The organism is Pseudomonas sp. B2M1-30, from assembly GCF_025447575.1.
In the GTDB taxonomy this organism is placed as follows: Bacteria; Pseudomonadota; Gammaproteobacteria; order Pseudomonadales; family Pseudomonadaceae; genus Aquipseudomonas; species Aquipseudomonas botevensis.
Genome location: NZ_JAOEJT010000003.1, coordinates 596,096 through 621,231 on the forward strand (window position 1 = coordinate 596,096; position 25,136 = coordinate 621,231).

Below are 25,136 nucleotides of genomic sequence, written 5' to 3' on the forward strand. Positions count from 1 at the left end.
ATGGCTGGAGGTTGTGCGGTCAGTTCTGGCGGATTTGTTCGAGGCGCAGGTCGAGGTTTATGTTCGGGTAGCGCTTGTGCAGGTTGTTGAACAGCGCATCGGCGGCTTGCGGCTGGCCGTTTTCGCGCAGGCGCAGGACTTCGCGCAATTGCTCGTCGAGGCCGTTGACCGAGGCAGGAGCCGGGGCGCGTTTGCTGGATTTGGCTTCGTCAGCCATGTCGGCGCTGATCGATTCGCTTTGCATCGGCGCGGCCATCTCTGCCATCGGTGCGGGAGCAGGCATGGCGGCGGACGGCGCGGCGAGGGCGTGCGGTTCGGCGGCTTGCTTGCGCGCCAGCGGTTCGGCGGGCTTGGCGGCCGGGGCAAAGTCGTATTGAGCCACCGGTTCCGGTGCGCGTTGCACCAGCGACAGCATCAGCGCCACGCCGATCAGGCTGGCGAAGGCGACTTGCCAGCGCGGTTTCTGACAAGCCTGAAGCCAACGCTGCCACAGACCGGGTTTCGGTGCCGGGGTTTCGCGGCGAGCAGCGTCGAGGATGAGCGCGTCGAGATGCGCCGGCGGTTCGCCGTTCTGTTGTTCGCGGAAGTGCTTGAGCACTTGCGCCTCGGGTGTCTGGCGGGCGTCAGTCATGTCAGTACCTCCTCGGCCAGCAGCCGACGCAGTTTTTGCTGGGCGTAGCGCAAGCGGCTCTTGACGGTTTCCAGCGGTGTTTCGGTGAGGCTGGCGATTTGCGCCAGGTCGAGGTCGCCATGGGCGCGCAGCAGGAACACTTCGCGCTGATCGGCGGGCAAGGTTTGCAGAGCGCTTTCCAGGCGCTGATTGTCGCGGCTGAGACTCAGCAGTTGTTCAGGATCGGTCGCTTCGTCGCTGACCGCATGGGTTTGCTCATCGTAGCTATCGTGCAAGGGCTGGTGGGCACCGTGCTTGCGCCAGTGATCGATCAACCGATTGCGGGCAATCTGGAACAGCCAGGTACGAAAAGTCGCCCGACCTTGTGGCTGACTGCCGCTGCGGATCAGGCTCAGCCAGGTTTCCTGAAAGACCTCATCGGTCAGTTCCGGTTTGCCGCTCAACCCGAGCAGAAACCGGTACAGACTCTGGCGATGGCGGGCGTAGAGCATCTCGAACGCCGCGCCGTCACCCTCGCGATAACGGGCCAGCAACGACTCATCGCTGCTGGCCTCAAGGCTGCTTGCAGGCGCAAACAGCTGACTGATAAAGCCCTTCAAGCGGCTCACTATTCAATCCGTCGGTCAGTGGGCATCCCGTTCGATGCGGTTGTCGTGCGCAGGCTCTGCGCCAGTTCCACCAGTTGCACGAACTCGTTGCGCAGGCCGAAGCGGTCATCGCCACGGGCACCACGGGCCAGGGTTGCGGTGTCCTTGAGGCTGAAGTCGCCGGTGTAGCGGCCGTCCTTGAGTTGCTGGGCAAATGCGGCCACGGCGGCGGCAAAGCGCAGATCCTCGCTGGCCGTTGCGACCTGATTGGCGATCGGGCGCTCAATCAGAAGACTTTTCCCACCTTCGGGCTGTTGATAACGCACACGCAGCATCGCCAATTCTCCGTTCTTTTCGGAAACGACCGCGCCCGACTTGCCATAGCGCAGCGGCTCCAGCCACCCCTTCTCCCCCGCCGGAACAATTTCATACAGCGCCGTCACCGTATGTCCTGCGCCTACTTCCCCGGCATCGACCTTGTCATTGCTGAAGTCCTCACGCTGCAACGCGCGGTTCTCGTAGCCGAGCAGGCGGTATTCGCTGACCTGCGCCGGGTTGAACTCCACCTGCAATTTGACGTTTTTCGCCACCACGGCAAGGGTCGAACCGAGTTGATCCACCAGTACCTTGCGTGCCTCGCGCAGGTTGTCGATGTAGGCATAGTTGCCGTCGCCGGCATCGGCCAGTTGTTCCATCAGATGTTCATTGTAGTTATCCACACCAAAACCCAGGGTGGTCAGAGAAATCCCGGTCTTGCGTTTATCCACAGCCATTTGCTTGAGGCTGTCGAAGTCGCTGATGCCGACATTGAAGTCACCGTCGGTGGCCAGCAGGATGCGGTTGATGCCTTTCGGGATGAACGCCTGTTGGGCCATCTGGTAGGCCAGTTCGATGCCGGAAGCTCCGGCGGTGGAACCGCCCGCCGTCAGCTGCTCGATGGCTGTGCGAATTTTCGCCTTTTCCCGTCCGGATGTGGGTTCGAGGACCACCCGTGATTCGCCGGCATACACCACCAGCGACACCCGATCCTGTTCGCGCAACTGATCGACCAGCAGTTTCAGCGTGCTTTTGACCAGTGGCAGACCTTCGCGACGGTCCATCGAGCCGGACACATCCACCAGAAACACCAGATTCGCCGGGGCCAGTTCAGCCACCGCGCGGTCGGAAGCCTTGATGCCGATGCGCAGCAGGCGTGTGTGCGGGTTCCACGGCGAGGCAGCCAGTTCGGTGGTCACACCGAAGGGCGAGCCGTCGCTGGGCAACGCATAGTCGTAGGGAAAGTAATTGACCATCTCCTCCAGCCGCACCGCGCCGTCCGGCGGCATTCGGCCCTGATTGAGCAGCCGCCGGACGTTGGCGTAGGCGCCCGTGTCGACGTCGGCGCTGAAGGTCGAGACCGGCGCCTCGGCAACGCTGTGGATCGGATTGTCGGTCAGGGTCTGGTATTGCTCGCGCTGCGCATCGCGGTAGCCCTGTGGATAACTTTCTCCGGCAGGCATCGGGGCGACACTTGCGATGGGAGCCGGGCGCAGGCTGCGCTTGGCCATCACGCTGTCGGCCATGACGGCTTCCTGCATGACCTCGGATTTGGGTTCAGGCTGTGAGGCGGAGGGTACAGGCGGCACAACGGCGGATTGCGGGTTGGAGGGAACACCGCAGCCGGCGATGACCAGCAGCACGCCGACGGCAACCGGTCGCAGCAAGACAGAAGGAAAGGACATGGGGGCTGACCTCAGAGGAAATTGATCCATTCATCCTCTGAGACGGTCAGCCCTTTCGGTTCGGGTTAAACACCGCTGAAAATTTTTTCAGCGGTGATAACGCCGCACCGCACTGCTGTTGCGCAGCACATGACCTTTGATTTTTTCCATCAGTTCGGCACGGGTCAGACCGGCGGGCAAGGCGTCCGGAGCCAGGTCGAGGGCGTAGATCTGAATGATGTAGTGGTGTGCGCTGTCGCCAACCGGCGGGCACGGCCCCATGTAATGGGTGTTGCCCTTGCTGTTGGTGCCGCCGACACCTTCGAGCGCGGATTTGGCGCCGACGCCCGCCGGAATCTGCCGGGTCGTGGACTTGATGCCGTAATGAATCCAGTGATCGACGCCCAGGCCTTTCTGGCCGTCCGGGTCGTGCATGACGATGGCGTAGCTTTGGGTGCCGGTCGGGCCGGCATTCCAGCTCAAGGCCGGCGACTGGTTCTTGCCGCCGCAACCGGCCGCATCGCTGGCCGCCGCCGAGGTGAACAGACGGTTATCGGAAACACCAGGGATGTTGAGGGTGAAGCGCTCCTGGGCCTGCGCGGGGAACTGCACGCAAAGGGCGACGGCAACGGCCGCCAGCCAAGGGTTGAGAGAGGTCAATCGGGTCATTCCGGGCACCTTGTGCAGTTGGGCCGTCGTCGGCCTGCAAACTATAGCCGTACCGTTCATGCCGTGGCAGTAGCAATTGGATGAACCTCGTATTGCGGCGCAAACTCGTAAGAGAAATGCCCGCGAGGAGCCAGATCATGTCCCTGCACCGTGTCGCCCGTTTCGCCGATGTCCCTGAAGACCGTGGCCTGCCCGTGCAGATTGGCGATTGCAAGATCGTCCTTCTGCGTGCCGCCGGCCAGCTGCGCGCGTTTCAGGGCGAATGCCCGCATGCCGGCGCGCCCTTGGCTGACGGTGCGCTGTGTCACGGACGACTGATCTGCCCATGGCACAAAGCCGCGTTCCGGGTGGAGGACGGTGCGTTGTGCGAGCCCCCGGCCCTCGACAGCCTGAAGCGTTACCCGCTGGAATTGCGCGGCGATGAAGTCTGGGTCGACGACCAGCCATTGCCCGATCCGCATAGGCCGCCTGCCGACGACTCGCGCACCTTCGTGATTGCCGGTGCCGGAGCCGCCGGGACGGCGTGTGCGGCGGCGCTGCGGGAAAAGGGCTTTGGTGGCCGGATCCTGATGATCGACCGCGAGCCCGACGCCGGTTACGACCGCACGGTGCTGAGCAAATTTGTCCTCGCCGGTGAAATGCCATCGCAGGAAACCCCGGCGCTGCGCGACGACGGCTTCTATAAGGAGCAGCGCATCGAGCGCCTGCAAGGTGAAATCACCTCGCTGGACGCCCAGGCCAAAACCCTTCACCTGAACAACGGCCAAACCCTCGCTTATGATGCAGCGGTGCTGGCGACCGGGGGCGAACCCAATCCGTTGGAGCTGCCCGGCGCCGATTTGCCGCACGTCTTCGTTCTGCGTTCGAAGGCCCAGGCCGAGCGGATCATGAGCGTGGCCAAAGCGGATCAACGGGCGGTGATCATCGGCGACAGCTTCATCGCCCTCGAATGCGCCTCGGCCCTGCGCCAGCATGGCCTCGACGTGACGGTGCTTGCACGCCACGCCATCCCGTTCGCCGCCCAGTTCGGCGAAGCCGTGGGCCGCGCGATCCGCGCGCTGCACGAAGCCAACGGGGTGAAATTCATCAACGGCCATGAAGCAAAAGAGATCACCGGCGACGGCAAGGTCGAGGCGGTGCTGCTGGACAACGGTCTGCGTCTTTCAGCGGATCTGGTGCTGGCGGGGATCGGCGTGCATCCCGCCACCGAGGCGTTTTCCAGCTTGCCTCGGGAAAAAGACCGCTCGCTGCGGGTCGATGACGGCATGCGCGTGACCGATGGCTTGTGGGCGATTGGCGATATCGCCACGTTTCCGTTGAACGGCCAGCCGCAGCGCATCGAACACTGGCGCCTGGCCCAACAGCATGCGCGCATCGCCGCCGCCAATATGCTCGGCGGCGAGGAACACTACCTCGACGTGCCGTTCTTCTGGACCTGGCATTTCGGCAAGAGCTACGACTACCTCGGCCACGCCGGGCAGTGGGACGAAGTCGAATTCAGCGGCGCGCCAGAGCAGCCGCCGTTCATTGGCCTGTTTGGCCGAAACGGCGTGGTGGTGGCCGCCGTGGCCTGCGAAGAAGAGCGGGCCATGGCGCTGTTGGCGGAGCGGATGAAACAGCCGCTGCCGATGGAGCAGGCATGGCGGTTGATTCGCGAAGTCAGGTAATGCGGTTGACCGGCTCGCGATTGTCGTCGTCCTCGGCGTGCAGAAAGATCACTCGCGGGTGCTCCAGCGGCGCCAGGGGCGGCGGGACTTCCGACGGTTCCACGGGCCAGAAGTGCGGCACCACATGGCTGACATCACCGTCCTGATTGTTGTGAATGGTGATCACGCCGGGGCTGCGCAACTTCTGCAAACGTTCATCGCACAGTTTGAAGCTCTTGGTCAGCCCTTCGTCGTCGACCATCGGCGCCGCCAGACGACGCTGGGAGAAACTCTTGCTTTTGCGCTGCTGGTAACGCGCCCAGGAAATCAGAATGACCGCGTTGACCAGCGCCACCCACAGGTAAATCTGCAACGTGCCGAGGGCTTCGAACGCTGAATTGTCGATGCGCGGCCCGCCGGCATGCGTCTCGATCAGCGGCCATAGCCCGCGCACCAGCAGAAACAGCAGGCCGATCCAGGCTATTACGGTGAGGATCACATCGACCACGACCATGAAGGGTCGTTGACGGGTCCGGATGATTTTCATTTGATGACCTCCTCTTCGTCGTCCCCGATCGGCTTGATGCCCCGGTCAGGACTGACCCAGCGCGCACGCTTCTGATGCTGACCGAACAGCACCTTGGGAAAGCTGACCAGCGTGGTCAGCAGGCTGACAAACCAGAATGCGATCGGATACCAGACCACCCAGAACATGGTTTTGCCCAGGCCCGGTTCGTAACGCCGGTCGATGATGATGCTGACCGCGAACTGCACCAGGCAGACGAACGCCAACAGCAGCCCGGTGAACGCCGGCGGCATCAGGTGATGGACGGCGATCGCTTCGGGCATGACCACGAATTTGCCCACCGCCCAGAAGATCACCGACAACAGGAAGGTGAATGCCCAACCGGTGGACAGGCAGTATTCGAACAGCAGCGGCCACAGGTAACGGTGGCGGTATTGCCAGATACCGCGAATGTTCTTGAACAGCACTTCGGCACCACCCTGGGCCCAGCGCAGGCGTTGCTTCCACAAGCCGCGCAGGGTTTCCGGCATCAGGATCCAGCACAGGGCGCGAGGCTCGTAGAAGATGCTCCAGTGATCCAGTTGCAGCTTCCAGCTGATGTCGATGTCTTCGGTGATCATGTCCGGGCTCCAGTAGCCGACCCGGTTCAGCGCCGTGCGGCGGAACGCGACGATCACCCCGGACACGGTGAAGATCCGGCCGAATACCCGCTGAGTACGCTTGATCAGCCCGATGATCGAAGAGAACTCACCAACCTGCACGCGCCCGACCAGTGTCGAACGGGTGCGGATACGCGGGTTGCCGGTCACGGCGCCGAGGCGTGCGTTGTCGAGCATCGGTGCGACCAGATAGGCGGCGGTGTTCGGTGCCAGCAGCGCGTCGCCGTCGATGCACACCAGATATTCGCTGCGCGCGGCAATCGCGCCCATGCGCAGGGCCACGGCCTTGCCCTGGTTTTCCGCCAGGTGCAGCACGCGCAGACGCGAGTCTTCCCGGGCCAGCGCGTCCAGCACTTCGGCGGTGTTGTCCTTGGAGCCGTCGTTGATCGCGATCACTTCGATGTTCGGGTAATGCTGGGCCAACGCCGCGTGGATGGTATCGGCCGCATTGTCGCCTTCGTTGTAGCAAGGAATCAGGATCGAAATCAGCGGCTCGCCTTCCAGCGGCGGCGGCAACGTATCGTCCTTCCACGGCCAGTGCCGCTCCCAGTGCAGCCAGAAATACAAGCCACCGGAAATCCACAGCCCGGACATGAACAGCGGGTAGAAGAACACGAAGTCCATCAGGAACTGCCCGGTGACCAGGAAGATCAGGCCCAGCGGCACGCCGAGGACGAGCGCCAGAACAAGCAGGGCTAACAGTCTATCCAGCATGTTATGGATTCCATTTGTTGGAGAGCGCAGGCCGCACGTTTTTCAGGTCCGGCAGGTTCTCGAGAAAGTTGTCCGGGTAGTAACCGAAACTCGCCGCGCCCTGGCGCTTGAGACGGTTCATCCAGTCGGCCAGTTGGGCACCGTCGATTTCGTTCTGATCCTTTTTCGTCCAGTCCCGGGCCTGCAATTCAAATACGGTGCGATCAAGCGCACCGGGGCGTGCCTTGACCGTCGCCACCAGCGACTCCAGCCACTCGCCGGATCGCGCCAGCGGCTGTTTTTCCATCAGCGGCATGGCCATCGGCGCGGTCCAGTCGTAGGTCACGAGGAAGTCGTCGAGGTTCTGCGCGAACCACGCCTCGCTGTGCGGATTGAGCATCGGCTCGGCAAAGATGTTGCGTGCGGTTTCCACCTGCGGGCCACGGATGGCGCGGACCTTGGCGGTCAACTCCTTGGTGAAGTCGATCAGGTAACGGCTCTTGAACCGCGTCCAGCGCTGCATCGCCGCCGGATCGGCGCGCAGGGCGGCAATCGAGCCTGGCAAGCCGTTGGCGGCGTAGGTTTTCAGCGCCTCGGGGCCGGCGTCTTCGAAATCCGAGAGCACCGCGTCGTCGTGGTAGAGGACGCCGTCGACCGACGTCAGGCGCGCCAGGTCTTCGTAGATTTCGCCGATGACCTGCCGGACTTGCGGATCGAACGGCGACAGGCGCTTGTACTGATCCGGGTCGACGGACGTGGCACCGGTCTGCGGGTCCCAGCGTGTCACCCGTGGCAGCTTCGAATCCAGGGCGAAACTCAGCACCGGCATCCAGGCAAAGACTTTCACATGGGCACGGGTACGCAGTTGCCACGCCACCCGGTCGAACAGGTCGGCGCGCACCGGCAGGTGGCGGTTGGGGAAATACAGCGAATGCACCAGGCCATCGCCCTGCGGATCAGCGAAGGCTTGCAGGAACACGGTGTTGGCGCCCATGTCGGCCATGCGCTGGATCAGTTTGCCGAGGTTGATTTCCTGTTGCGCCGGATCCGGGTCATAGACGTTGTCCAGATCCACATGCACCACGCGCATGGTGAAGTCCGATTGCACGCCGACGACACTGTTGGCGAAGTGCTCGCCGTCAGGGTCGGATGCGACGAGGAAACGCGGGCTGCTCATCAGGTTGTCGAGGGCATCGAGACCGTCATCGAGGGTCAGGGCCATTTCGTAGCCCTCTTCGCCCACCACGGTCAGCGACGTGCCGTCCGCCGTACCGTACGGCCAGACCCAGATCCTTGGTTTTTTTCCGGTGACCTTGCGGATTTTTTCCGAAATGGTCGCCACGTCGGTACGAATCCGTGCCTGGAAATCCGCTTCGGATTCATAGCGCTTGCTCACCGGATCGTAACGTCGGGTGGCGGCGGCCGGCTGCATGTTGCCCTGCGGGTTGGCGAGGATGCCCTTGTGGTTGGCATCGGTGTGCGCGGCGATTTCCACCAGCCCCGATTGCGAGATTTCCCGCACCTGGTCCCAGGTCAGGAAGTCGGCGCGCGAACGCGGGGTGCCGGCGAAGTCCACCGGCTGATTCAGCGGGGTATCGATCCAGGTGCCGACCGGCGCCAGCAGCGCATGCCAGTTGTAGGCGCGCAGCACCGGCAGCACGCGGGTGTAGAAGCTTGAGTAACCGTCGTCGAAGCTCAACAGGATGGCTTTGGGCGGCAATTCCGGCCCACCCTTGCGCGCCGCCATGATCTGGTCGACGGTCACCGGTTTGTAATTGTTTTCCCGCAGCCACGCGAGCTGCTCGATCAGACGCTCGGTGCGCACTGCCACCACCGCCTGATCGGGATCGCGATCCTCGACGTCGTGGTAGGCAATGCCCAGGACATGGTTTTTCGGCCAGGGCTTTTCATTGGCCGCCAGCGGGCGCTCGGACGGCGGCGCGAAGGCCGGGGCTTGCTGGGCGCAGGCGCTGACCAGCAGCACTCCCAGCAGAAGGATGAAACGCGAAATCAAAGGCATCTTCAAACTCTTCTAGAAGCGGAAAGTGAGGTCGACGAGCAGGCGCAGATCGGTTTCCCGGTCACCGTCGTAGGGCCGGTTGATCACGCTGAACAGACCGCCCACCTCGAACACGTCGTTCCAGGCGTAGCGCTGGCCGTAGCCGAGCAAGGCCATGCCGCCAGTGCCGTGGTCGCGCTGGCTGTACGTACCGGCGCCGGCCTGGAACTGCTGGCTCCACGCCGTTTCATAGCGGTGATAGAGCACGTGGTTGACGTTCAGCAGCGGCATCACGCTCAAGTCCGACTTCGGGTTGAAGTACGGCACATCATCGGATTTGGAGTTGTGGCTGGTGCCGACTTCCAGGCCGGCGTCGACCTGAATGTTCGGCGCGCTGTAGATCCCTTCCCGCCCGGTGAGCAAGGCTTCGACGCGGTTGTTGCCGTCGCTGAAGTGCGACGGGCTGACGGACAGTTTCCACTCACGGCTCTCGTTGGCGCGCCAGCGGATGAAGCCGCTGCCGCCGTTGGCCTTGATGTCGCTGTTGAGCGCCCGCAGCGGGGTTTGCTCGGACAGGTATTCGAGGCTGCCGCCGTATTGCCAGTGGTCATTGATGTCGCGGGCGATCGCCAGACGTGCGCCCTGCTTGTCGCCGAAGCCGTAGGAATGGTTGGAGATTTCGGCTTCGAGGGTCATGTCGCGGGTGCGACGCTCCAGACCGACCCGCTGGAAACGATGATTGCCGGTGCCTTCGGCGAAGTCGCCGGTGGCATAACCGACACCGGCGAATACCCGCCAGTCTTCATCGATCGGCGGACTGTAGAGGGTGCTCTGAATTCCAAAGTCCCGACTGCCACTGACCGCACCGGCATTGCCATTGCCGCCGCCATTGGCCTTGCCACCGTAGGCTTCGACGCGCAGTTCGGACATGTCATGCACTTCGCGCTCGCGGGCCAGACGCTGCACCTGACGGTTGTCGGGGAAACGCGCGACCACGTCATCGGTCAGCGCATCCATCTGCCGCCATTCCTGCAAGTCCATGGCCGTCCGCGCCTGAGCGATCTCCAGGCCCATGTCGCGCGGCACCATGCTCTCGGTTTCCTTGAGCTGGTTTTCGGCGCGGCGCGGCCAGTTGCGGGCCAGGTACAGGTCAGCCTGGGCCAGACGCAGGCCGACATTGCCCGGCGCCTGATCGACCAGCGCCTGCAAACGCTCCTCGCCGTGGGGCAAATCGGAACCGTAGGTGCCGGCCTGCGCCGCGAGTTGCTGGGCGTCCATCCATTCGTCGTTGGGGTTGCCGATCGGCAAACCCTTGAGTTCGATGCGCGGGCGCTGGGATTTGGCCAGGTCTTCGGCGACCTTGCGGGCCTCAGCGGCGCGGTCGCTTTCCAGCAGCGAGTAGTACAGCGCCGTGGTGTCTTCCAGGCGGTCGCCGACATCGGCGTCCGGTGCCGCGAGTACCTGACGATAGAGATCGGTAGAGATTTCCGGTTGGCGCTGGTCGAGGTACGAGGCCGCCACCCAGCGCAGGGCATAGGTCGGAATCTGCACGCCTTCGGCTTGCAGCTTCTGATACTCGCTGATGACTTCGGCGGTGCGCGCCCGGGCCTTGAGCGCGCCCATGCGGTCGATGCGCCAGCGCGTCACGTCGTCGTGGGCGGTGGCGTCCGGGGTCCAGGTGGCGAGCAGTTGGTCGTAGTCCGCCAGCGCCCGGTCGGCGATGACGTAGCGTTCTTTTTCGCTGCGGGTGGCGAGTTCGGCGAGGCGCACGCGTTCGGCGGCCAGATCGCCTTCGAGACGGCGCTGGGTCACCGGATCGATCAGCCCCGGTCGTTGCCTGACCAGACGCAGGGCCGGTTCCGGCAGACGCGCCTTTTGCAGGGCGACCACGTATTCGCGGGCGACTTCCGGCTTGCTGCCGGCGCGGATGAAGGCCTGATCGTATTCGAACAAGGCGTCGTACTGCTTGCCAGCGCGGGTCAGGGCATAACCCAGGGCGAGGCGACGGGCAGGATCATCGGGTTTGGCCGCCACCAGTGCCCGGGCGCGGATCACCGCCTCGTCGGGCTTGCCCGAGTCCGCCTGGGTCAGGGCCAGGCCGAGTTGCAGATCGGCATTGTCCGGGTCCTGCGCCAGGGCCTTGTTGTAGACCTGCGTCGCTTGATCCCAGCGCTTGAGGTTGCGATAGGCCCGCGCGGTGGCGGTCAGCGCCTGAACCGGCAGCGCGCGGTCGCGGCCCTCGGTTTCATAGACCTTGACCACTTCGGCATCGAGTCCGGCCCAACTGGCGATCTGCAAGTGATCGCTGACTTGCCCGTTGGTCGACTGACCGGGCGGCACCTGGCGCAGCACCGTCAGCGCAGGCGTGTAATGCCCTGCCCGAGCGTCGAGCACCATCTGATCGTAGGCCGTATCGGCGAACGCGATGGCCGGCCAGAGCAACTGGCTGCACAGCGCGACTCGAAACAAAGGGCGTAAACCACGATGTAATACGGGGACATCAATACGCGGCATTTGTCAGCATCCTTACATGGCCAGCCGGGTCGCAATGCCCTCCTTGCCCATTCGTAACAGTGGCCGAACAGCTCACGGCCAATTTCAGTCAGGCAGTCTTGCACGCAAGCGTAGACCAATATCCAGAACACAATAATTGTTCAGATTCGTGACGAATTTTCCCGAATGGACCGCCAATCCGGATGCCGGACAGCAAAACGCCCGGCGTTTGCGTGGTGCAAAGGCCGGGCGTTGCTTTGGAGCGTGAAGTGTTACTGATCGGGATCCTGGGTCACGGTGATGCCCGCGAATTTGCTCATCAGGAAACCGACGAACTGCTCAACGGTCATCTTCTGGCCGTTGAATTCCACCTGATTGGCGGCGTAATGCAGTTTGGTGACAACGTTGGCGCCATCCAGCGTCGCCATTTGCGAGCCGACGGCCATGCCGGCAAACATGTCGGCGGCGGCGCTGGCCTGATCGACGATGGCCTTGGCATCGGTCTGACCGTCAACCTGCGCCTGCACGCTGAGCAGGTCGATCAGCATCGGTTTGGACACCAGCACATTCAGGTCCAGCAGCGCGATCAACTGTTTGCCCAGTTGATCCGGCGGCAGGTCCATCGAGGCCGGTTTGGTCAGGTCGAGCACCAGGTTGGCGCGACTTTCGCCGTTGGCGGTTTTCAGCGACAGGTTTTCCAGCGCCAATTGCGGGCCGGCGGCCAGCAGTTTCTGCAGGTCAGCCTTGACCTGTGCCGACTCGGCTTCGGTCAGGTTCAGCTCCGGCGCCGGCAGGCCGGCGGCAGTGGCTTCGGCGGCCGCTTTCTCGTAGGGCTGCAACTTGGTCTGGTAGATCTGCATCAGCGACATGGTCGACGGAATGTCGAGGTTTTTCAGGCTCATGACCATTTGCGCGGAGCCGATTTTCTTGTCGTTCAGTGTCACTTCACTGATCGAGTAGTCCGCACGGCCGGAGGCGTTGGTGCCGGTTTCCTCGGTCTGGTTCTTCATTTCGAAGTTCTTCACGCCCAACACCGATTGTTTGGCGCCGAAGGTGGTCTTGCTGCTGGTCAGCTTGAGCACGTTTTCGCCGGTGTAGTAGCCGTAGCTGCTCTTGGCGAGATTGCTGGCCAGGGTCAGACCATTGAGCTCGATCTGTACCGGGCTCCGGTCTTCGGCGACGGTGACCAGGTGCAGGCTGTCCATATAGCCATCAGCCTTGACCTTCTGCGCCTGGGCGCTGGCGGAGATGTCCATGTTCAGGCCGGAGAATTTCAGGCTCGACTTGTCGTCCAGCGCGGTTTCCAGCGGCAGCAATTCGAGGTTGCCGGTGGTCGATTCGTCGTAGCCGATGTTGACCACACCTTTGAGCGGCGCAGCGTCCTTGGTGGCGGCGAACCATTTTTCAGTGACCGGGGTCTTTTTCAGCGCGTAGTGACTGGTGGCCATGACCGGCAGCCACTTCAGCGAAACCAGACGCGAGAACGGCAGCGGGCCGTGTTCGATATGGTCTTCGAACTCCAGCTCGACCGGCGCATCACCGAACATTTCGCCTTCGCCCTTCAGGCGATAATGCGCGATGCTGCTGAACGTGTTGCGCTCCAGCGACACCAGTTCCAGGGTCGCGCTGCCGTTGGAGCCGGCCATGGCGGTCTGCAGTTCTTTGTTCGCGTTGACGACGGCGTTGTTGAGCACACCTTCGATCTTGGTGCCGGTGTACCAGGCCCCGCCCGCGCTGATGGCACCAATGGCAACAACAATTCCGAGAAGCACGCCTGCTGATTTATTCATGAATGACCTGATCGATTCCGTGGCTGAAAGTGTGGTCGTCTTCCCTGAACCCGTGACCGGGTCGCGGCTCGACTCCGCTGAAATTAGCGGTGGAGATTAGCACCGGGCAGGCAATGCGGCCCAATGTTTAAAGGTTAAAGAGTGTCTATGGGGTGTGCGAAAAATCAGCAGGCGGCAAATGTTGCAGGTTTTTGCAGCCGCTCTCGCGAGGGAACCCGCCCACGAAAACGGCTGGTTGATGTAACAGAGAATCAGGAATACTGAACCTCGATCTCATCCAGCTGATGATCGAAACTTTTCAGCCGCGCGGTCCAGGTATACACCAGCACCTCGAAATCCCGATCGATCACCGCCCCGCCCGGCCCGTCGGCACGGGGGTCGCAGAAATCCAGTTGATAGCGTTCGCGGGCCATGGCCGTGGCGACGTCGGACAGTTCACGGGCGTTGTTGAGCCAGTGCCAGCCTTCGTCGGCGATCTGTTTGTCCAGTTCCAGGCATTGTTTTTTCAGGGCTTCGAGGCTTTTTTCCAGCGGCGTGCCGGTGAGTTCGCCCATGACTTCGGCGAAGGTGCGCCCCGGTTGCCAGTAGCTGCCCCAGAAGTAGCGGTCGAATACGGTTTCGACCCGGCGCAGGGCGACTTTGGTGTCCCAGATCAGCACCAGGGTCCGGCCCTGTTCGAGCTGTCTTTTTTTGACCCGCTGCACCTGCACCGATGCCCAGGCCACCACCACGATGGCCATGACCGCGATCAGCGCGGTCGCGCTGTCGAGGAACACCATCGCCTTGTCGATCTGGTGAGCCAGCATGATGCCGTAGAAGTAGGTGGCCGACAGCAGCACCAAGGCTGCGAGGGCGCACCAGAAGCCGAGAGCATAAGGGTTTTTCATTATTGGTTTCCCCCTGACCTGCGCATGCCTGAAGCGTTGCAGGGACGCTTTGCACGGGGCGCCCCTCCAACACTTCAAAGCATAGCTACGGCCTCAGGGTTTGCTCGCGCTCGACGCTTGCGTTCGTCCGCTTTCCCAACCGCCACCGAGGGCAAGGAACAAATCGATCTGGCTCATGGCAACCTGGGTGTTGGCGGCAGCCAGTTGCGCCCGCACATCGGTGTAGGTGCGGGTGGCTTGCAGGTCGGCGAGGAACGACTCGCGGCCGGCCTGGAAGAAGCGGTGGGTCTGATCCGCCGCCCGTTGCGCCGATTGCTCGGCATCGGCCAGTGCGTCGCGGCGTTGCAGCAGCGCGCCGTACTGGGACAGACCGGTCTGCGCCTCACGAATGGCGTTCAGCACCACGCCGTCGAAATGCGCCAGCGCGCCCTGAGTGGTGGCCTCCGCTTCACGAATACGCGCACGGGAGCCGTTGGTCGGAACCTTCCAGCTCAGCGACGGGCCGAAGCCCCAGCGGTTGGTGGAAGGCTTGCCAAGATCGTCCAGCAGACCGACCGTGCCGATCGTCGCGCCGAAGCTGATGTCCGGATACAACTCGCCGGTAGCGATGCCAATGCCCGCCGTCGCGGCCGCCAGATGGCGCTCGGCCTGACGCACATCGGGGCGGCGCTTGAGCAGCGCGGCGCCGTCGCCCACTGGGACCAATTGGCTGATTTTCGGCAGTTCGGCACATTGCGCGGTGCCGGCCGGAAGTTGATCGACCGGTTTCGCCAACAGCATCGACAAGCGATACAAACCGGCCTGGCGTGCCGCTTCATAGCGTGGCAGATCGGCGCGCAGGGATTTTTGCTGGGTCTGCGAGCGCGTCACCTGGGTTTCGTCGCCCCGGCCGGCGTCACGCAGGCGCTGCACGAGCAAGGTGCTTTGGTCCTGCAAGTCGAGGGAGTGCTGGGCGATCTCGCGCTCTTCATTGGCCGCACACACCTGGGTGTAGGCGCGGACCACGTCCGCCACCAGCGTGATGCGCGCAGTGTCGGCGGCAGCCTGGGTCGCATCGGCGCTGGCCTTGGCCGCTTCGATGCCGCGCTGCAACTTGCCGAACAGGTCGAATTGGTAGGACGCACTGATGCCAATGTCGCCGATGTTGTCCACCGGCACTTTTTCCGGCAGCAGAAACGCCTCGCCGGACTCCTGCAAGCGCTGGGCGCCCATCTTCACGCCGGCGCTCCAGCCACCCGCCGCCTCGGCTTCTTCCACTTGCGCCCGAGCGCGCGACAGGTTCGCCGCCGCCACGCGCAGATCGGTGTTGGACGCCATGGCCTGCTGCACCAGTTGATCCAGGCGCGGGTCCTGATACAGCCGCCACCAGTCCGCCGGCACCGGCGCCGAGACCACCGGTTTGCCATTCACCGCCAGTTCGCCTTGCAGGTCTTCACGGTGAACGGCCGCTTCGTCAGGCAGGTGATAATCCGGCCCGACCACCTGACAGGCCGAGAGCATCACGCCCAGACCGGCGATCATCAGCGCCCTGCTCATGGCCGGGGCTCCTGCTGCCCGTCTTCGATGATCGAGACGGTGGCGGTACGTCCGGCGATCATGCGGAAATCTTCCGGCACCTCGTCAAACGCGATGCGCACCGGGATCCGCTGGGCCAGGCGCACCCAACTGAACGCCGGGTTGACGTTGGGCAGCAGGTTGCTGCCGCTGGTGCGGTCACGGTCTTCGATACCGGCGACGATGCTTTCGACATGGCCGCGCAAGCGTGCGCGGTCGCCGATCACGCGGATGTCCACCGCCTGGCCGACACGGATGCCGTCGAGTTTGGTTTCTTCGAAATAGCCGTCGATGTGAAACGAGTTGCTGTCGACCACCGACAACACCGGACGCCCGGCCGTGACGAACTCCTGGGAGCGCGGCGCACGGTCGTTGACGTAGCCGTCCACCGGGCTGCGGATCACCGAGCGATCGAGGTTGAGCTGGGCGCTGTCCACGGTCACCAGCGCCTCGGCCAGCGCCGACTGCGCACGGGCCACCTTCGACTGGCTTTCTTCCAGCTGTTCGGCCGGCACCAGATTGCCCAGGCCACGGTTACGCTTGGCTTCGCGTTGCGCCTGGGCCAGGGTCTCTTCGCGGTCGGCGACGGCGGCTTTGGCCTGGCGCAGGGCGAGCTTGAAGCGATCCTGGTCGATGCTGAACAGCACCTGGCCGCGCTTGACCGGCTGGTTGTCCTTCACCTCGACTTGCTGGATCAGCCCCGACACGTCCGGGGCGATCTGTACGATGTCGGCACGGATGTGGCCGTCGCGGGTCCAGGGCGCAAACATGTAATACATCACCATGCGCCAGACCATGACGACGGCGAAAGTCACGATCAGCAGAGTCAGCACCACGCGACCAAGGGTCAAAAACGGTTTTTTCATGTCATCAGGTATCGACTGAGTGAGTCCACGCCGTACAGCAGCACAGCGTAGAGAGCCACGTTGAACAATGCCCGGTGCCAGACCAGACGGTAAAAGTGCAGCCGCGTGAGCACGCCGTGCACCAGCAGAAACAGCACATAAGTGATGCCCATCAACACCAGCAGGGTCGGCAGGAAGATCCCGCTGATGTCCAGATCACCGATCATAGGGGCGCTCCATCAATGCCATGGGGCAGCGGTTCTTCGGGTTCGGCGTTGCCGAGAAACTCGACGCCGGGCAGCAACGCCAGACGCAAGCCGCTCAACGCGTGCAGCAGGTGCAGACGGGTTTCGTCATCGCCGTGGCCATGCAGCGCGCGGCGGGTGCGATCCATGGTCATCAACAGCGGACTCGGGGCAGGCAGGCGTTCGCCGGCCTTGAGGCACGCGCGGAAATAATCCCCGACCTCGGCCACCACCTGACGCAGCAAGGCTTGCGGCACGCCCTGCACACGCGGGGTGTAGGCCAGCAGGTCGAGCAGGTTCAGCGCCACCCGCACTTCGCGCAGGGCGATGCCGGTGTCCTGGCCGGTCAGGGCCAGGCGCGGCAAGTGCTGCATCAAGCGGTCGAGGACCTGCACGCCGAGTTGCCGGTGTTCGGCCAGGGTCGCCGGTTCGCTGAGTTCGACGATGTCCTTCCAGCTGAAACGGGTCAGGCGCTTGGCCGCCAGTTCGGCGCCGAACGGCCGGGCGACCAGGGTCCAGATAAACGCGAACAGCAGTCCCATGGGACCGGCCAGGTTCGAGTTGACGAAGGCAAAGAAGTCCGCGTCGTAGGCACCCGAAATGCTGATGAACGACGAGGTGTTGACCAGCGTCAGCAGCATCCCGAGGTAGAAACGCGGCTGCACGGTCAGCGTGCCGACGCAGATGAACGGCACGGCAAACGCCAGCACCAGCATCGGGAAGTCATGCAGGTTCGGCAGCACCAGAAACAGATAGAGGCTGGCGAACAGCACCGACATCCCGGTCCAGAAAAAGAACCGGTAAATCTGCGGCGCCGGGTCGTCCATCGAAGCGAAGAAACTGCACGCCACCGCCGCCAGAATCACCGCGCTGCCGCCGTCGGTCCAGCCGAGCAGAATCCACAGCACCGAGGCGACGATGATCGCCAGAATGGTCGAGGCCACCGAGTAGGCCATCAGGCCACGGTCGAGAAACGGCGTCAGGCGGCCGAGGCGCCAGTGGCGATACACCGCGCGCCAACTGTCCTGGCGTTCGCAGAGAATCGCGTCCTGCAGACTGCGGCAGTCCTGCCACAGATCGATGAACTCACCGAGGCGATACAGCGCGTTGGAGAACAGCAATTGCTTGCGCTCTTCCAGTGCCTCGAAGCTCGGTTGCAGGGCTTCGAGGCGGTCTTTCAAGGCTTGCCAGCGATCCGGGTCGGCGTCTTTGTGGCCGAGCCAATCGCTGGTCGCGGCGAGCAGTGGCACGAACTTGTCCACCAGCTCCGGGGTACGCCGCTCCAGCGCGTAGAGGGCATCGTCGAGGGCGTCGATCACCGGCAGCAAGTGAATCATCCGCCCGCGCAGTTCCTTGGTATTGCGCACCGTTTGCGGCCGCGCGCCTTCGTGGGGCAACTGGCCGATCATCAATTCCAGACTGTTGAAACTGCCGACCATGGCCATGCGCAAGGCCGTGACTTCTTCGGGGCGCACGTCGCGATTGAGGAAACGCAGACTGTAGGTCGACGCATCGCTGAACCACTTGCCCACGGCGTCGTTGAACACCGGCGCCAGACGACGCGGCCAGAACATCGCGCCAACCACCGCCGCCACTGCAATGCCGAGAAAAATCTCTTCGGTCCGCGCCTCGGCCACATCCCACACCGCCAGCGGGTTGTCCACCACCGGCAAGGCAATCAGCGGCAAGGTGTAGCCGGCAAGCATCAGCGCGTAGTTGTTGGCGGTGCGCAGGTGCAGGGACAGGAACAGCAGAATCCCCGTCCACAGGGCGACGACCACCACCAGCACGTAGGGGCTCTGGACGAACATCGGCACGAACAGCACCGCCGCCGCGGCCCCGAGAAACGTCCCCGCCGCCCGGTACAAGGCTTTCGAACTGGTCGGCCCGAGAAACGGGCTGGAAACGATGTACACCGTCGCCATCGCCCAGTACGGACGCGGCATTTGCATGAGCAAGGCGATGTACAGCGCGATCATCGACGCCGCAAAGGTACGGATCCCGTAGAACCAGTCCCGGGCCGGAGGCATGCCGGAGAAAAAACCGTTCAAGGGTTGACCACCGCTGGCGGGCTGGCCGCCTCAAAAGCCTTCAGTACCCGAAGCGTAGCTTCCAGATCACTCTGGTCGATGCCTTCCAGCACTTCATGGCGCAGGCGCACCAGTTCGATCTCCACCGCCTGCACCAGCTCGCGGCCGGCGTCGGTCAGGCTCAGGCACTTGGCCCGACGATCCTGGGCATCTTCGGTGCGGCAGACGTAGCCGGCGTGGCACAACTGATCGAGCAGGCGCACCAGCGAAGGACTTTCCATCCCCGCCGCCTGCGCCACCTGCACCTGACGCACACCCTCGCCCAGGCGCCCGATCATCAACAACGGGACGGCGCAGGCCTCGGAAATCCCATAGTTGACCAGCGTGGTCTGGCAGATTTTCCGCCAATGCCGGGCGGCTACCACCATGGCACTGCTGATGTTCATCTGGAGAGCGTCGAGAGAGTTCGGCACGGGACAATGCACACACTGTTAGTTTGCTAACTATCAATATCGCATTGACGGGGAAATTCAGTCAAGTTTTGAAACAAATTGGCGATGAGCGCTCAGTCACCTGCCGCAAGCTCACTGGCCCTCTGCTCGATGAACTCAAAAACCGCTTCTGGCACGCTGTACTGGAATTGCTTGCGTCGGTGCTTTGAGACTTTCCCACCGTTGTCCAGGCACATCATCACCAATTTCGACAAATCACTTCCGCGCACGTCAAAACGCTCATTCACCGCTTTGACCAGATGGTCATATGCCTCGAGAAACTCGGTTTCCTCGCGTAACTCCACTTCCAGCGCCCGTCGGGCCATCCGCAATGTGAACTCGGCGGATTGGGTCGCATCCCAGAACCGATAGATGGAGGAGTGTCCGACAAATTCGAAGGCCATCTGATCGGCATCCAGCCAGGTAACGTTCCAAAAGTCGCGGGCAGGCTTCGAGAAGCCTTTGAGTGCTTCCAGATAATTTGACTCTTCGTGCTTCATCGCCACGGAAACGGGCAACAGCAAGCCATTTTGCAATGCTTCGGCATGGCACAGCGTCTGGTGAATGAGAAAACGTGAAAGACGGCCATTGCCATCCATGAACGGGTGGAGGAATACAAAACCGAAGGCCACCACCGCTGCCGCAACCAGAGGATCAACATGTCGTGCCGACTGATTGGAAAAGCTCATCAGCTCTTCCATCAACTCACGGCACAGATCCGGTACAGGCGGGACGTAGCTGACCCCGGCGGCCCCCCTCAAACCGTTATGCAGATGGTTTTGCTCATGACGAAACAACGTTGCCTTGTCGAATGGATTGGAAACCGTACTGTTCTGCAACTCGACCAGGTATTCCTCGCTCAACGCTCTCCCTTGATGGGCCTGGCGGAGCAACTGAACAAAGCGACGGGATTTTTCTTCACTGGGCTCCTCTTTCTCGATCGCAAAGGAATCGCGGGTTTCGTGCAGATACGCCCAGTTGATCGCACGATCCATCATTTCAGGTGGCAAGGTGGCCATGAACGCTTGAGCCCGGCCGATGATGTCGAGGTCAAGCAGCGCTTGCAGCTCATCGGTTCGCTCGACCGTGGCGCAGTAGCGCAGCGATCCCAGGCCATTGAAATCCACCCGCCAGCGGCTGTTGCGGATGGCGGGGCCGGTGACATAACGCTTCTCATCGAACAGGCCAACTGCACCGCCCCTGACCGGCACGCCATACTCCAGCTGTTTACCGGTGAAGTTTTCCCACAGGAAACACGCCTTGCGTATGAACACCCCATTCGGCGATTTTCCCAACTCACCGAGCAATGCAGTCGCGTCGACGTGCTCCAGCGCCTGAGCAAGGATACAAAGGTTGGTGCCCTCATGCTTCAAGGCGAACAGGATGTGCTCAAGCACCGATCCTTGAGCAGGTGCGACCGCTGGTGGCACAGCCAGACATTCACCGATCAGAGTGATCCGGGTGACCGGTTTGATCATCGCGGTGCGCTTGGGGGCAAACGCCTTGAGGTTCAGCGCATCGCACAAGTAGGCGTATCCAACATTCGTCATGGCTGCGTCCAAAAAAACTTCAACTGGGACGATTAAAGCCCAGATTTTTTTACTGGACACAGGTTTTTTTTACATTTCAGCAATTTCCTACAGATTTTTTTACACATTCCTACCCTTGCGCAACATCACATCCAACTGATCCACCACCTCCGCCCAATCCGCATCCTCCAGAATTTCCCCACGCAGGAAATCCGCCTGGCTCGTCGTCCAGAAAAACGCATCGGCCAGGTGCAGTTCCGGTTTGAGCGGGGAATGGCTGGCGATGAATTGGTCGATGCTCAAGGCATCACTCGCCAGGCCGAGTTGCTTGAACAGGGCGGGCAGGCTGTGGGTCGGGTTTTCCATGATCGGACTCCTTCAGGAAAGTGTCGGGTGAAGTGCAGGCAAGCCGTCGCTCACAGGACACGATGCCCTGTGGGCGACGGCCTGCCCGCGAAAGCGTCAGCTCAAACGCCGCCGACCTAATCGGTCAACTCCCGCACCTGAGCATGGGGCACCATTCTCAGGTACTCGGACATGTCCATATGCAGCAGGTTGTTGTGGTTGCCGGCCTCCAGATAAATATCTTTCTGCCGGGTGACGAGCGGATCGATGACCACATCCAGGCCATAGGAATCGCCCAGCGGCGGCACCGCCCCGCGTTCGCAGTCGTCGAACAGATGTGCCAGCGTGCTTTCGCGGGTGATCTGCCACTCGCCGCTGCTGCGCACCTTGCTCAGGTCCAGATGGCGGCTGGCGGGCAGCACGGCCATCAGATAGTGACCATGGTGGTCGTCGAGGATCACCGATTTGGCCACCCGTTCCGCCGGAATCCCGGAAACCCGCGCCGTTTCCAGGCTGCTGGACGAGTGCGGGTGGGCGACGATGTCATATTCGCAATGCGCCCGGGTCAGGCTGCTTTGCACCTTTCTTGCCATACGCATGATGCACCTCGGTGCCCGCCGCCATTGCGCGGCGGGCGGCAATGAAACGCTGTTGCCGTCCTTGAAAGTCTAGACCCGCGAGCCATCCGCGCCGGGAAATCCGCTCACTGGCGCCTGGCAAAAGCTGATCAGAATTCGACCAATGACAGGCTGAACTAGACTGTAAGAAGAACCCCCTGACTCTCCCGGAGGGTCACGTGAACATCCGTTGCTGTACGTGTGCCTTGCTCCTGCTGCTCAGTGGATCGGCCCTCGCCGCCGACACCACGCTGACGGCGGTCAATCCGGTCGGCCTGTGGCTGATCACGCTGGGCATCGCGTTTCTGATCGCCGAAGCCGCGCTGCCCAATTACGGAGTGATCGGTCTGGGCGGGATTGTCATGTTCGTGATCGGCGCGCTGATCCTGAGCAATACCGAGCTGCCGGTGCCGATGATGATCGGCCTCGGCCTGATCAGCGCCCTGATCCTGATCGCGCTACTGATCCGAGCCTTGAAGACCCGACCGCGTCATCCGGTCAGCGGCGATGCCGGCCTGCTCGGCAGCGTGACGGCGGTCACCACCGTACAACCGGACGATGCCCGCAACGGCTGGGTGCAATTGCAGGGAGAACGCTGGCAAGTGCTGAGCGCCACGCCGCTGCACACCGGGCAACCGGTGCGGGTGGTGGGCCGCAAAGGCTTGTTGCTGCAAGTGGCCGCGACTGACGCGGCGCCGCTCGGAGAGTGATCATGGGTCTGCAAATCGGTTTTGTCGCGCTGCTGCTGTTGCTGATCGCCCTCGCCGGGTCGACGTTCCGCATCCTGCGTGAATACGAGCGCGGCGTGGTGTTTCAGCTCGGGCGCTTCTGGCAGGTCAAGGGGCCGGGACTGATCCTGCTGATTCCCGTGGTGCAGCAAATGGTTCGTGTCGATCTGCGCACCATCGTTCTCGACGTCCCGCCGCAGGACGTGATCACCCGTGACAACGTCTCGGTGAAGGTCAACGCGGTGCTGTATTTCCGGGTGCTCGATCCGCAGAAAGCGATCATTCAGGTCGAGGACTTTCTCGCCGCCACCAGTCAACTGGCCCAGACCACCCTGCGTGCAGTACTCGGTAAACATGAGCTGGATGAGCTGCTGGCCGAACGCGAACAACTGAACATCGACATCCAGCAAGTGCTCGACGCCCAGACCGATGCCTGGGGAATCAAGGTCGCCACGGTCGAAATCAAGCATGTGGATTTGAACGAATCGATGGTGCGCGCCATTGCCCGCCAGGCCGAAGCCGAGCGGGAACGGCGGGCCAAGGTGATCCACGCCGAAGGCGAATTGCAAGCCTCGGAGAAACTCATGCAGGCCGCTGAAATGCTCGGTCGCCAGCCCGGCGCCATGCAGTTGCGTTACATGCAGACCTTGAGTTCGATCGCCGGGGACAAGAGCTCAACCATCGTGTTTCCGTTGCCGATCGAATTGCTCAAGGGCATGGCGGATTTATCGGAGAAATCCTGAAAGCTGCGATTTTCTGTGCTGCTCCAGCGCCTCATAAGGTGCCCGCGCAAAGTGTTGCACCCGCGACTGCAACAGCGCCGAAGCCTCGCGGCGCTTGTCCTCGCCATCGGGGACAAACGCCTGGGACAGTTGCTTGGAATGTTGCGCCGTTGCCACCAGTGCCTGTCGGCGTTGCTCGTCAGCCAAGCCGAAAAACCTCCCCAGGCGCCCGCCCATGGCCTCGGGCAACTCGCTGTAGTTCAACGCCAGCCCGCCGCCGTCACGACAGTGAGTCCCGCCCGCTTCGAGCAATCGCCCCAACCGGCGGGCGATGAAGTCCTCGCGGCCTTCGAACGGTAAATCGTCATCGAGCACGCAGTCGCCAAGCATTCCCGGCACCATATGCAGGCCGGGGCGGCGCAGGTGGGAGACGGCGATTTCCAGCGGATCGCGATAGACGAACAGCCACGGTGTATCGGGGAAGCACGCGCGCAACAACGGCCATTCGCCGATGCTCCAGGCATCGAGCTTGATCACCAGCCGCTGCTCGATGCCGCGCCGGCGCTGGCCGTAGGCCGAGAGCAAGCCGCTGATCGCGGCGCGCCGCTCGCCGTCGGGCAAATCAGCGCGCAGCAGGGTATCCAGCGGCGGCGGTTCCGATACCACGATGTGATCGTCGAGCCGGGCGAGCATCTGGCTGATCAACGTCGAGCCGCAGCGCGAGGCATGCAGGATAAACGCACTCGGCGCCAGGCCCGGACTTTGCGCCTGCCACTCGCCCAGCGCCGCCAACGGCGTCTGCCGCCGGAACGCCTGATTGAACGGCAAGCGCAACGCATCATCGACCGCATCGCGAAAGAATGGCTGATGCAAAGGCGTGTCACCGAACCAGCACCAGTCGACTCGCCACTGCCCGGCATCTTGGTAGACACGGGCAGGCAACCAGCCATCGAAGCTCAGGCGTTCCATTGCTCGTTCCATTGCCGACGGCCATGGCGCATCGCCGCACGCAGTTCTTCACGGGAAAACGGCAGGCCACGCTCGGCGGCCAGTTCCAGGGTGCGGGCGATAAAGGCTTCAGGGTCGTGCAACGCCTGCAAGGTTGCGGACAACGACTGATCGGCCGCCACCAGATGCTGGAAGCGCTGCAATGTGCTGTCCGAGCCGTCCGGCTCAGGCGTACCGGGCAAGCCTTCGGCGATCATCTGCGCCAGCCAGGCGCCGGGGCGACAATCGAGTACCAGATGAATCCGCGCCGAGGTGTCACGATTGTCCACCCGATGCGGTCGGGCGAGGTCGAGAAACCAGCACTCCCCCGCCGTCATCGGCATGCGCCGACCGTCGAGCCAGAAATCCACGGCGGGCGGGCTGAGCAGCGGAATGTGCAGACGCAGGTCGGCCTCCGGGCCGTCGAGATCGTAGTCACGATGCTCGTGAATCTGCCCACCCGGGCCAAGACGCAGCAGCCGCGCACTGACGATCTCCAGCGACAGCACGCGCAACGCCTGCTGCCAGCGCGCATCCCGCAACCAGGGCGCGCGCTGCAACGGCTGACCTTGTCCGGGCGACAGCTCGGTCAGCGCATCGGCAGCGGAAATCAGCGCCACGCCACTCCAGTCCCCGGCGAAATACGCCGTGTTGAAATGGCTGCGCCACGCACCGTCGTCAATCGCCGCCAGCGCCTGCAACAACAGCGGCAGATCCACCGACACCGGCAGGCGCGAAAACGCCGGCCGGTTCATGAGTCAAC

23 protein-coding genes are annotated in these 25,136 nt (G+C 62.7%); 3 read left to right on the forward strand and 20 right to left on the reverse strand.

What is annotated here, in order from left to right; translation table 11 throughout:
• Nucleotides 1–19 precede the first annotated feature (19 nt).
• From N8H74_RS09280 to N8H74_RS09295, 4 genes are all read right to left on the reverse strand, one after another.
• Entirely contained in the window at nucleotides 20–631 is a 612-nt protein-coding gene (locus N8H74_RS09280; protein WP_262147040.1) for a hypothetical protein, read from the reverse strand.
• Nucleotides 628–1,239: an RNA polymerase sigma factor gene (locus N8H74_RS09285; protein WP_347710402.1), complete on the reverse strand. Its 612-nt coding sequence runs from the start codon at nucleotides 1,237–1,239 to the stop codon at nucleotides 628–630. Before N8H74_RS09285 ends, N8H74_RS09280 begins: the two co-directional genes overlap by 4 nt.
• Entirely contained in the window at nucleotides 1,239–2,939 is a 1,701-nt protein-coding gene (locus N8H74_RS09290) for a VWA domain-containing protein (protein WP_262147042.1), read from the reverse strand. Before N8H74_RS09290 ends, N8H74_RS09285 begins: the two co-directional genes overlap by 1 nt.
• 87 nt (nucleotides 2,940–3,026) lie before the next feature.
• Nucleotides 3,027–3,587 (reverse strand): YbhB/YbcL family Raf kinase inhibitor-like protein, encoded by a 561-nt coding sequence (locus N8H74_RS09295; RefSeq protein ID WP_217833026.1) that lies wholly within the window; start codon nucleotides 3,585–3,587, stop codon nucleotides 3,027–3,029.
• Between the two features lie 137 nt (nucleotides 3,588–3,724).
• On the opposite strand from N8H74_RS09295, the gene N8H74_RS09300 reads away from it, so the two are divergent.
• Complete coding sequence (locus N8H74_RS09300) at nucleotides 3,725–5,254, forward strand: FAD-dependent oxidoreductase (RefSeq protein WP_262147044.1); 1,530 nt, start codon at nucleotides 3,725–3,727, stop codon at nucleotides 5,252–5,254.
• On the opposite strand, the gene pgaD is transcribed toward N8H74_RS09300, so the two are convergent.
• The 14 genes from pgaD to N8H74_RS09370 form a co-directional block, all read right to left on the reverse strand.
• The gene (pgaD, locus tag N8H74_RS09305; protein ID WP_262147046.1) at nucleotides 5,247–5,780 is read right to left on the reverse strand and encodes a poly-beta-1,6-N-acetyl-D-glucosamine biosynthesis protein PgaD; all 534 of its coding nucleotides are present in this window, start codon (nucleotides 5,778–5,780) and stop codon (nucleotides 5,247–5,249) included. The two genes, N8H74_RS09300 and pgaD, sit on opposite strands and share 8 nt — an antisense overlap.
• Nucleotides 5,777–7,132: a poly-beta-1,6-N-acetyl-D-glucosamine synthase gene (gene pgaC, locus N8H74_RS09310; protein WP_217833029.1), complete on the reverse strand. Its 1,356-nt coding sequence runs from the start codon at nucleotides 7,130–7,132 to the stop codon at nucleotides 5,777–5,779. The genes pgaD and pgaC overlap by 4 nt, the downstream gene beginning before the upstream one ends.
• A 1-nt stretch (nucleotide 7,133) precedes the next feature.
• A complete protein-coding gene (pgaB, locus tag N8H74_RS09315; RefSeq protein WP_217833030.1) occupies nucleotides 7,134–9,131 on the reverse strand; it encodes a poly-beta-1,6-N-acetyl-D-glucosamine N-deacetylase PgaB in 1,998 nt (665 codons plus the stop codon).
• Nucleotides 9,132–9,143: 12 nt separating this feature from the next.
• Nucleotides 9,144–11,624 carry a poly-beta-1,6 N-acetyl-D-glucosamine export porin PgaA gene (gene pgaA / locus N8H74_RS09320; RefSeq protein ID WP_262147049.1) on the reverse strand — a complete coding sequence of 827 codons (2,481 nt, stop codon included), beginning with the start codon at nucleotides 11,622–11,624 and terminating at the stop codon, nucleotides 9,144–9,146.
• A 251-nt stretch (nucleotides 11,625–11,875) separates the two neighbouring features.
• On the reverse strand, nucleotides 11,876–13,393 hold the full coding sequence (locus N8H74_RS09325) for a YdgA family protein (RefSeq protein WP_262147051.1): 1,518 nt from the start codon (nucleotides 13,391–13,393) through the stop codon (nucleotides 11,876–11,878).
• Between the two features lie 251 nt (nucleotides 13,394–13,644).
• A complete protein-coding gene (locus N8H74_RS09330) occupies nucleotides 13,645–14,280 on the reverse strand; it encodes an NADH:ubiquinone oxidoreductase subunit N (protein ID WP_141126874.1) in 636 nt (211 codons plus the stop codon).
• A 93-nt stretch (nucleotides 14,281–14,373) separates the two neighbouring features.
• Complete coding sequence (locus tag N8H74_RS09335; protein ID WP_262147054.1) at nucleotides 14,374–15,816, reverse strand: efflux transporter outer membrane subunit; 1,443 nt, start codon at nucleotides 15,814–15,816, stop codon at nucleotides 14,374–14,376.
• Nucleotides 15,813–16,700, reverse strand: coding sequence for an HlyD family secretion protein (locus tag N8H74_RS09340; protein WP_217833034.1), 888 nt, complete (start codon nucleotides 16,698–16,700; stop codon nucleotides 15,813–15,815). The genes N8H74_RS09335 and N8H74_RS09340 overlap by 4 nt, the downstream gene beginning before the upstream one ends.
• Nucleotides 16,697–16,906, reverse strand: a complete 210-nt coding sequence (locus N8H74_RS09345) for a DUF1656 domain-containing protein (protein ID WP_027611129.1) — start codon at nucleotides 16,904–16,906, stop codon at nucleotides 16,697–16,699. The genes N8H74_RS09340 and N8H74_RS09345 overlap by 4 nt, the downstream gene beginning before the upstream one ends.
• Complete coding sequence (locus N8H74_RS09350) at nucleotides 16,903–18,975, reverse strand: FUSC family protein (protein WP_262147056.1); 2,073 nt, start codon at nucleotides 18,973–18,975, stop codon at nucleotides 16,903–16,905. The genes N8H74_RS09345 and N8H74_RS09350 overlap by 4 nt, the downstream gene beginning before the upstream one ends.
• Nucleotides 18,972–19,400: a MarR family transcriptional regulator gene (locus N8H74_RS09355; protein WP_217833036.1), complete on the reverse strand. Its 429-nt coding sequence runs from the start codon at nucleotides 19,398–19,400 to the stop codon at nucleotides 18,972–18,974. Before N8H74_RS09355 ends, N8H74_RS09350 begins: the two co-directional genes overlap by 4 nt.
• A 119-nt stretch (nucleotides 19,401–19,519) precedes the next feature.
• Nucleotides 19,520–20,995: a Fic family protein gene (locus N8H74_RS09360; RefSeq protein ID WP_262147117.1), complete on the reverse strand. Its 1,476-nt coding sequence runs from the start codon at nucleotides 20,993–20,995 to the stop codon at nucleotides 19,520–19,522.
• 99 nt (nucleotides 20,996–21,094) lie between these two features.
• Nucleotides 21,095–21,340 (reverse strand): DUF2789 domain-containing protein, encoded by a 246-nt coding sequence (locus N8H74_RS09365; RefSeq protein ID WP_262147059.1) that lies wholly within the window; start codon nucleotides 21,338–21,340, stop codon nucleotides 21,095–21,097.
• A 116-nt stretch (nucleotides 21,341–21,456) separates the two neighbouring features.
• A complete protein-coding gene (locus tag N8H74_RS09370) occupies nucleotides 21,457–21,918 on the reverse strand; it encodes a YbaK/EbsC family protein (protein ID WP_217833040.1) in 462 nt (153 codons plus the stop codon).
• 197 nt (nucleotides 21,919–22,115) lie between these two features.
• Here N8H74_RS09370 and N8H74_RS09375 point away from each other — a divergent pair, with 197 nt between their 5' ends.
• Both N8H74_RS09375 and N8H74_RS09380 read left to right on the forward strand, forming a co-directional pair.
• The gene (locus N8H74_RS09375; RefSeq protein WP_262147061.1) at nucleotides 22,116–22,646 is read left to right on the forward strand and encodes an NfeD family protein; all 531 of its coding nucleotides are present in this window, start codon (nucleotides 22,116–22,118) and stop codon (nucleotides 22,644–22,646) included.
• Nucleotides 22,647–22,648: 2 nt separating this feature from the next.
• Nucleotides 22,649–23,407, forward strand: a complete 759-nt coding sequence (locus N8H74_RS09380) for a slipin family protein (RefSeq protein ID WP_262147063.1) — start codon at nucleotides 22,649–22,651, stop codon at nucleotides 23,405–23,407.
• Here the strand turns inward: N8H74_RS09380 and N8H74_RS09385 are convergent.
• Nucleotides 23,390–24,355: a sulfotransferase family protein gene (locus tag N8H74_RS09385; protein WP_262147065.1), complete on the reverse strand. Its 966-nt coding sequence runs from the start codon at nucleotides 24,353–24,355 to the stop codon at nucleotides 23,390–23,392. The genes N8H74_RS09380 and N8H74_RS09385 overlap by 18 nt on opposite strands.
• Complete coding sequence (locus N8H74_RS09390; protein ID WP_262147067.1) at nucleotides 24,343–25,128, reverse strand: aspartyl/asparaginyl beta-hydroxylase domain-containing protein; 786 nt, start codon at nucleotides 25,126–25,128, stop codon at nucleotides 24,343–24,345. The genes N8H74_RS09385 and N8H74_RS09390 overlap by 13 nt, the downstream gene beginning before the upstream one ends.
• Nucleotides 25,129–25,136: the final 8 nt, after the last annotated feature.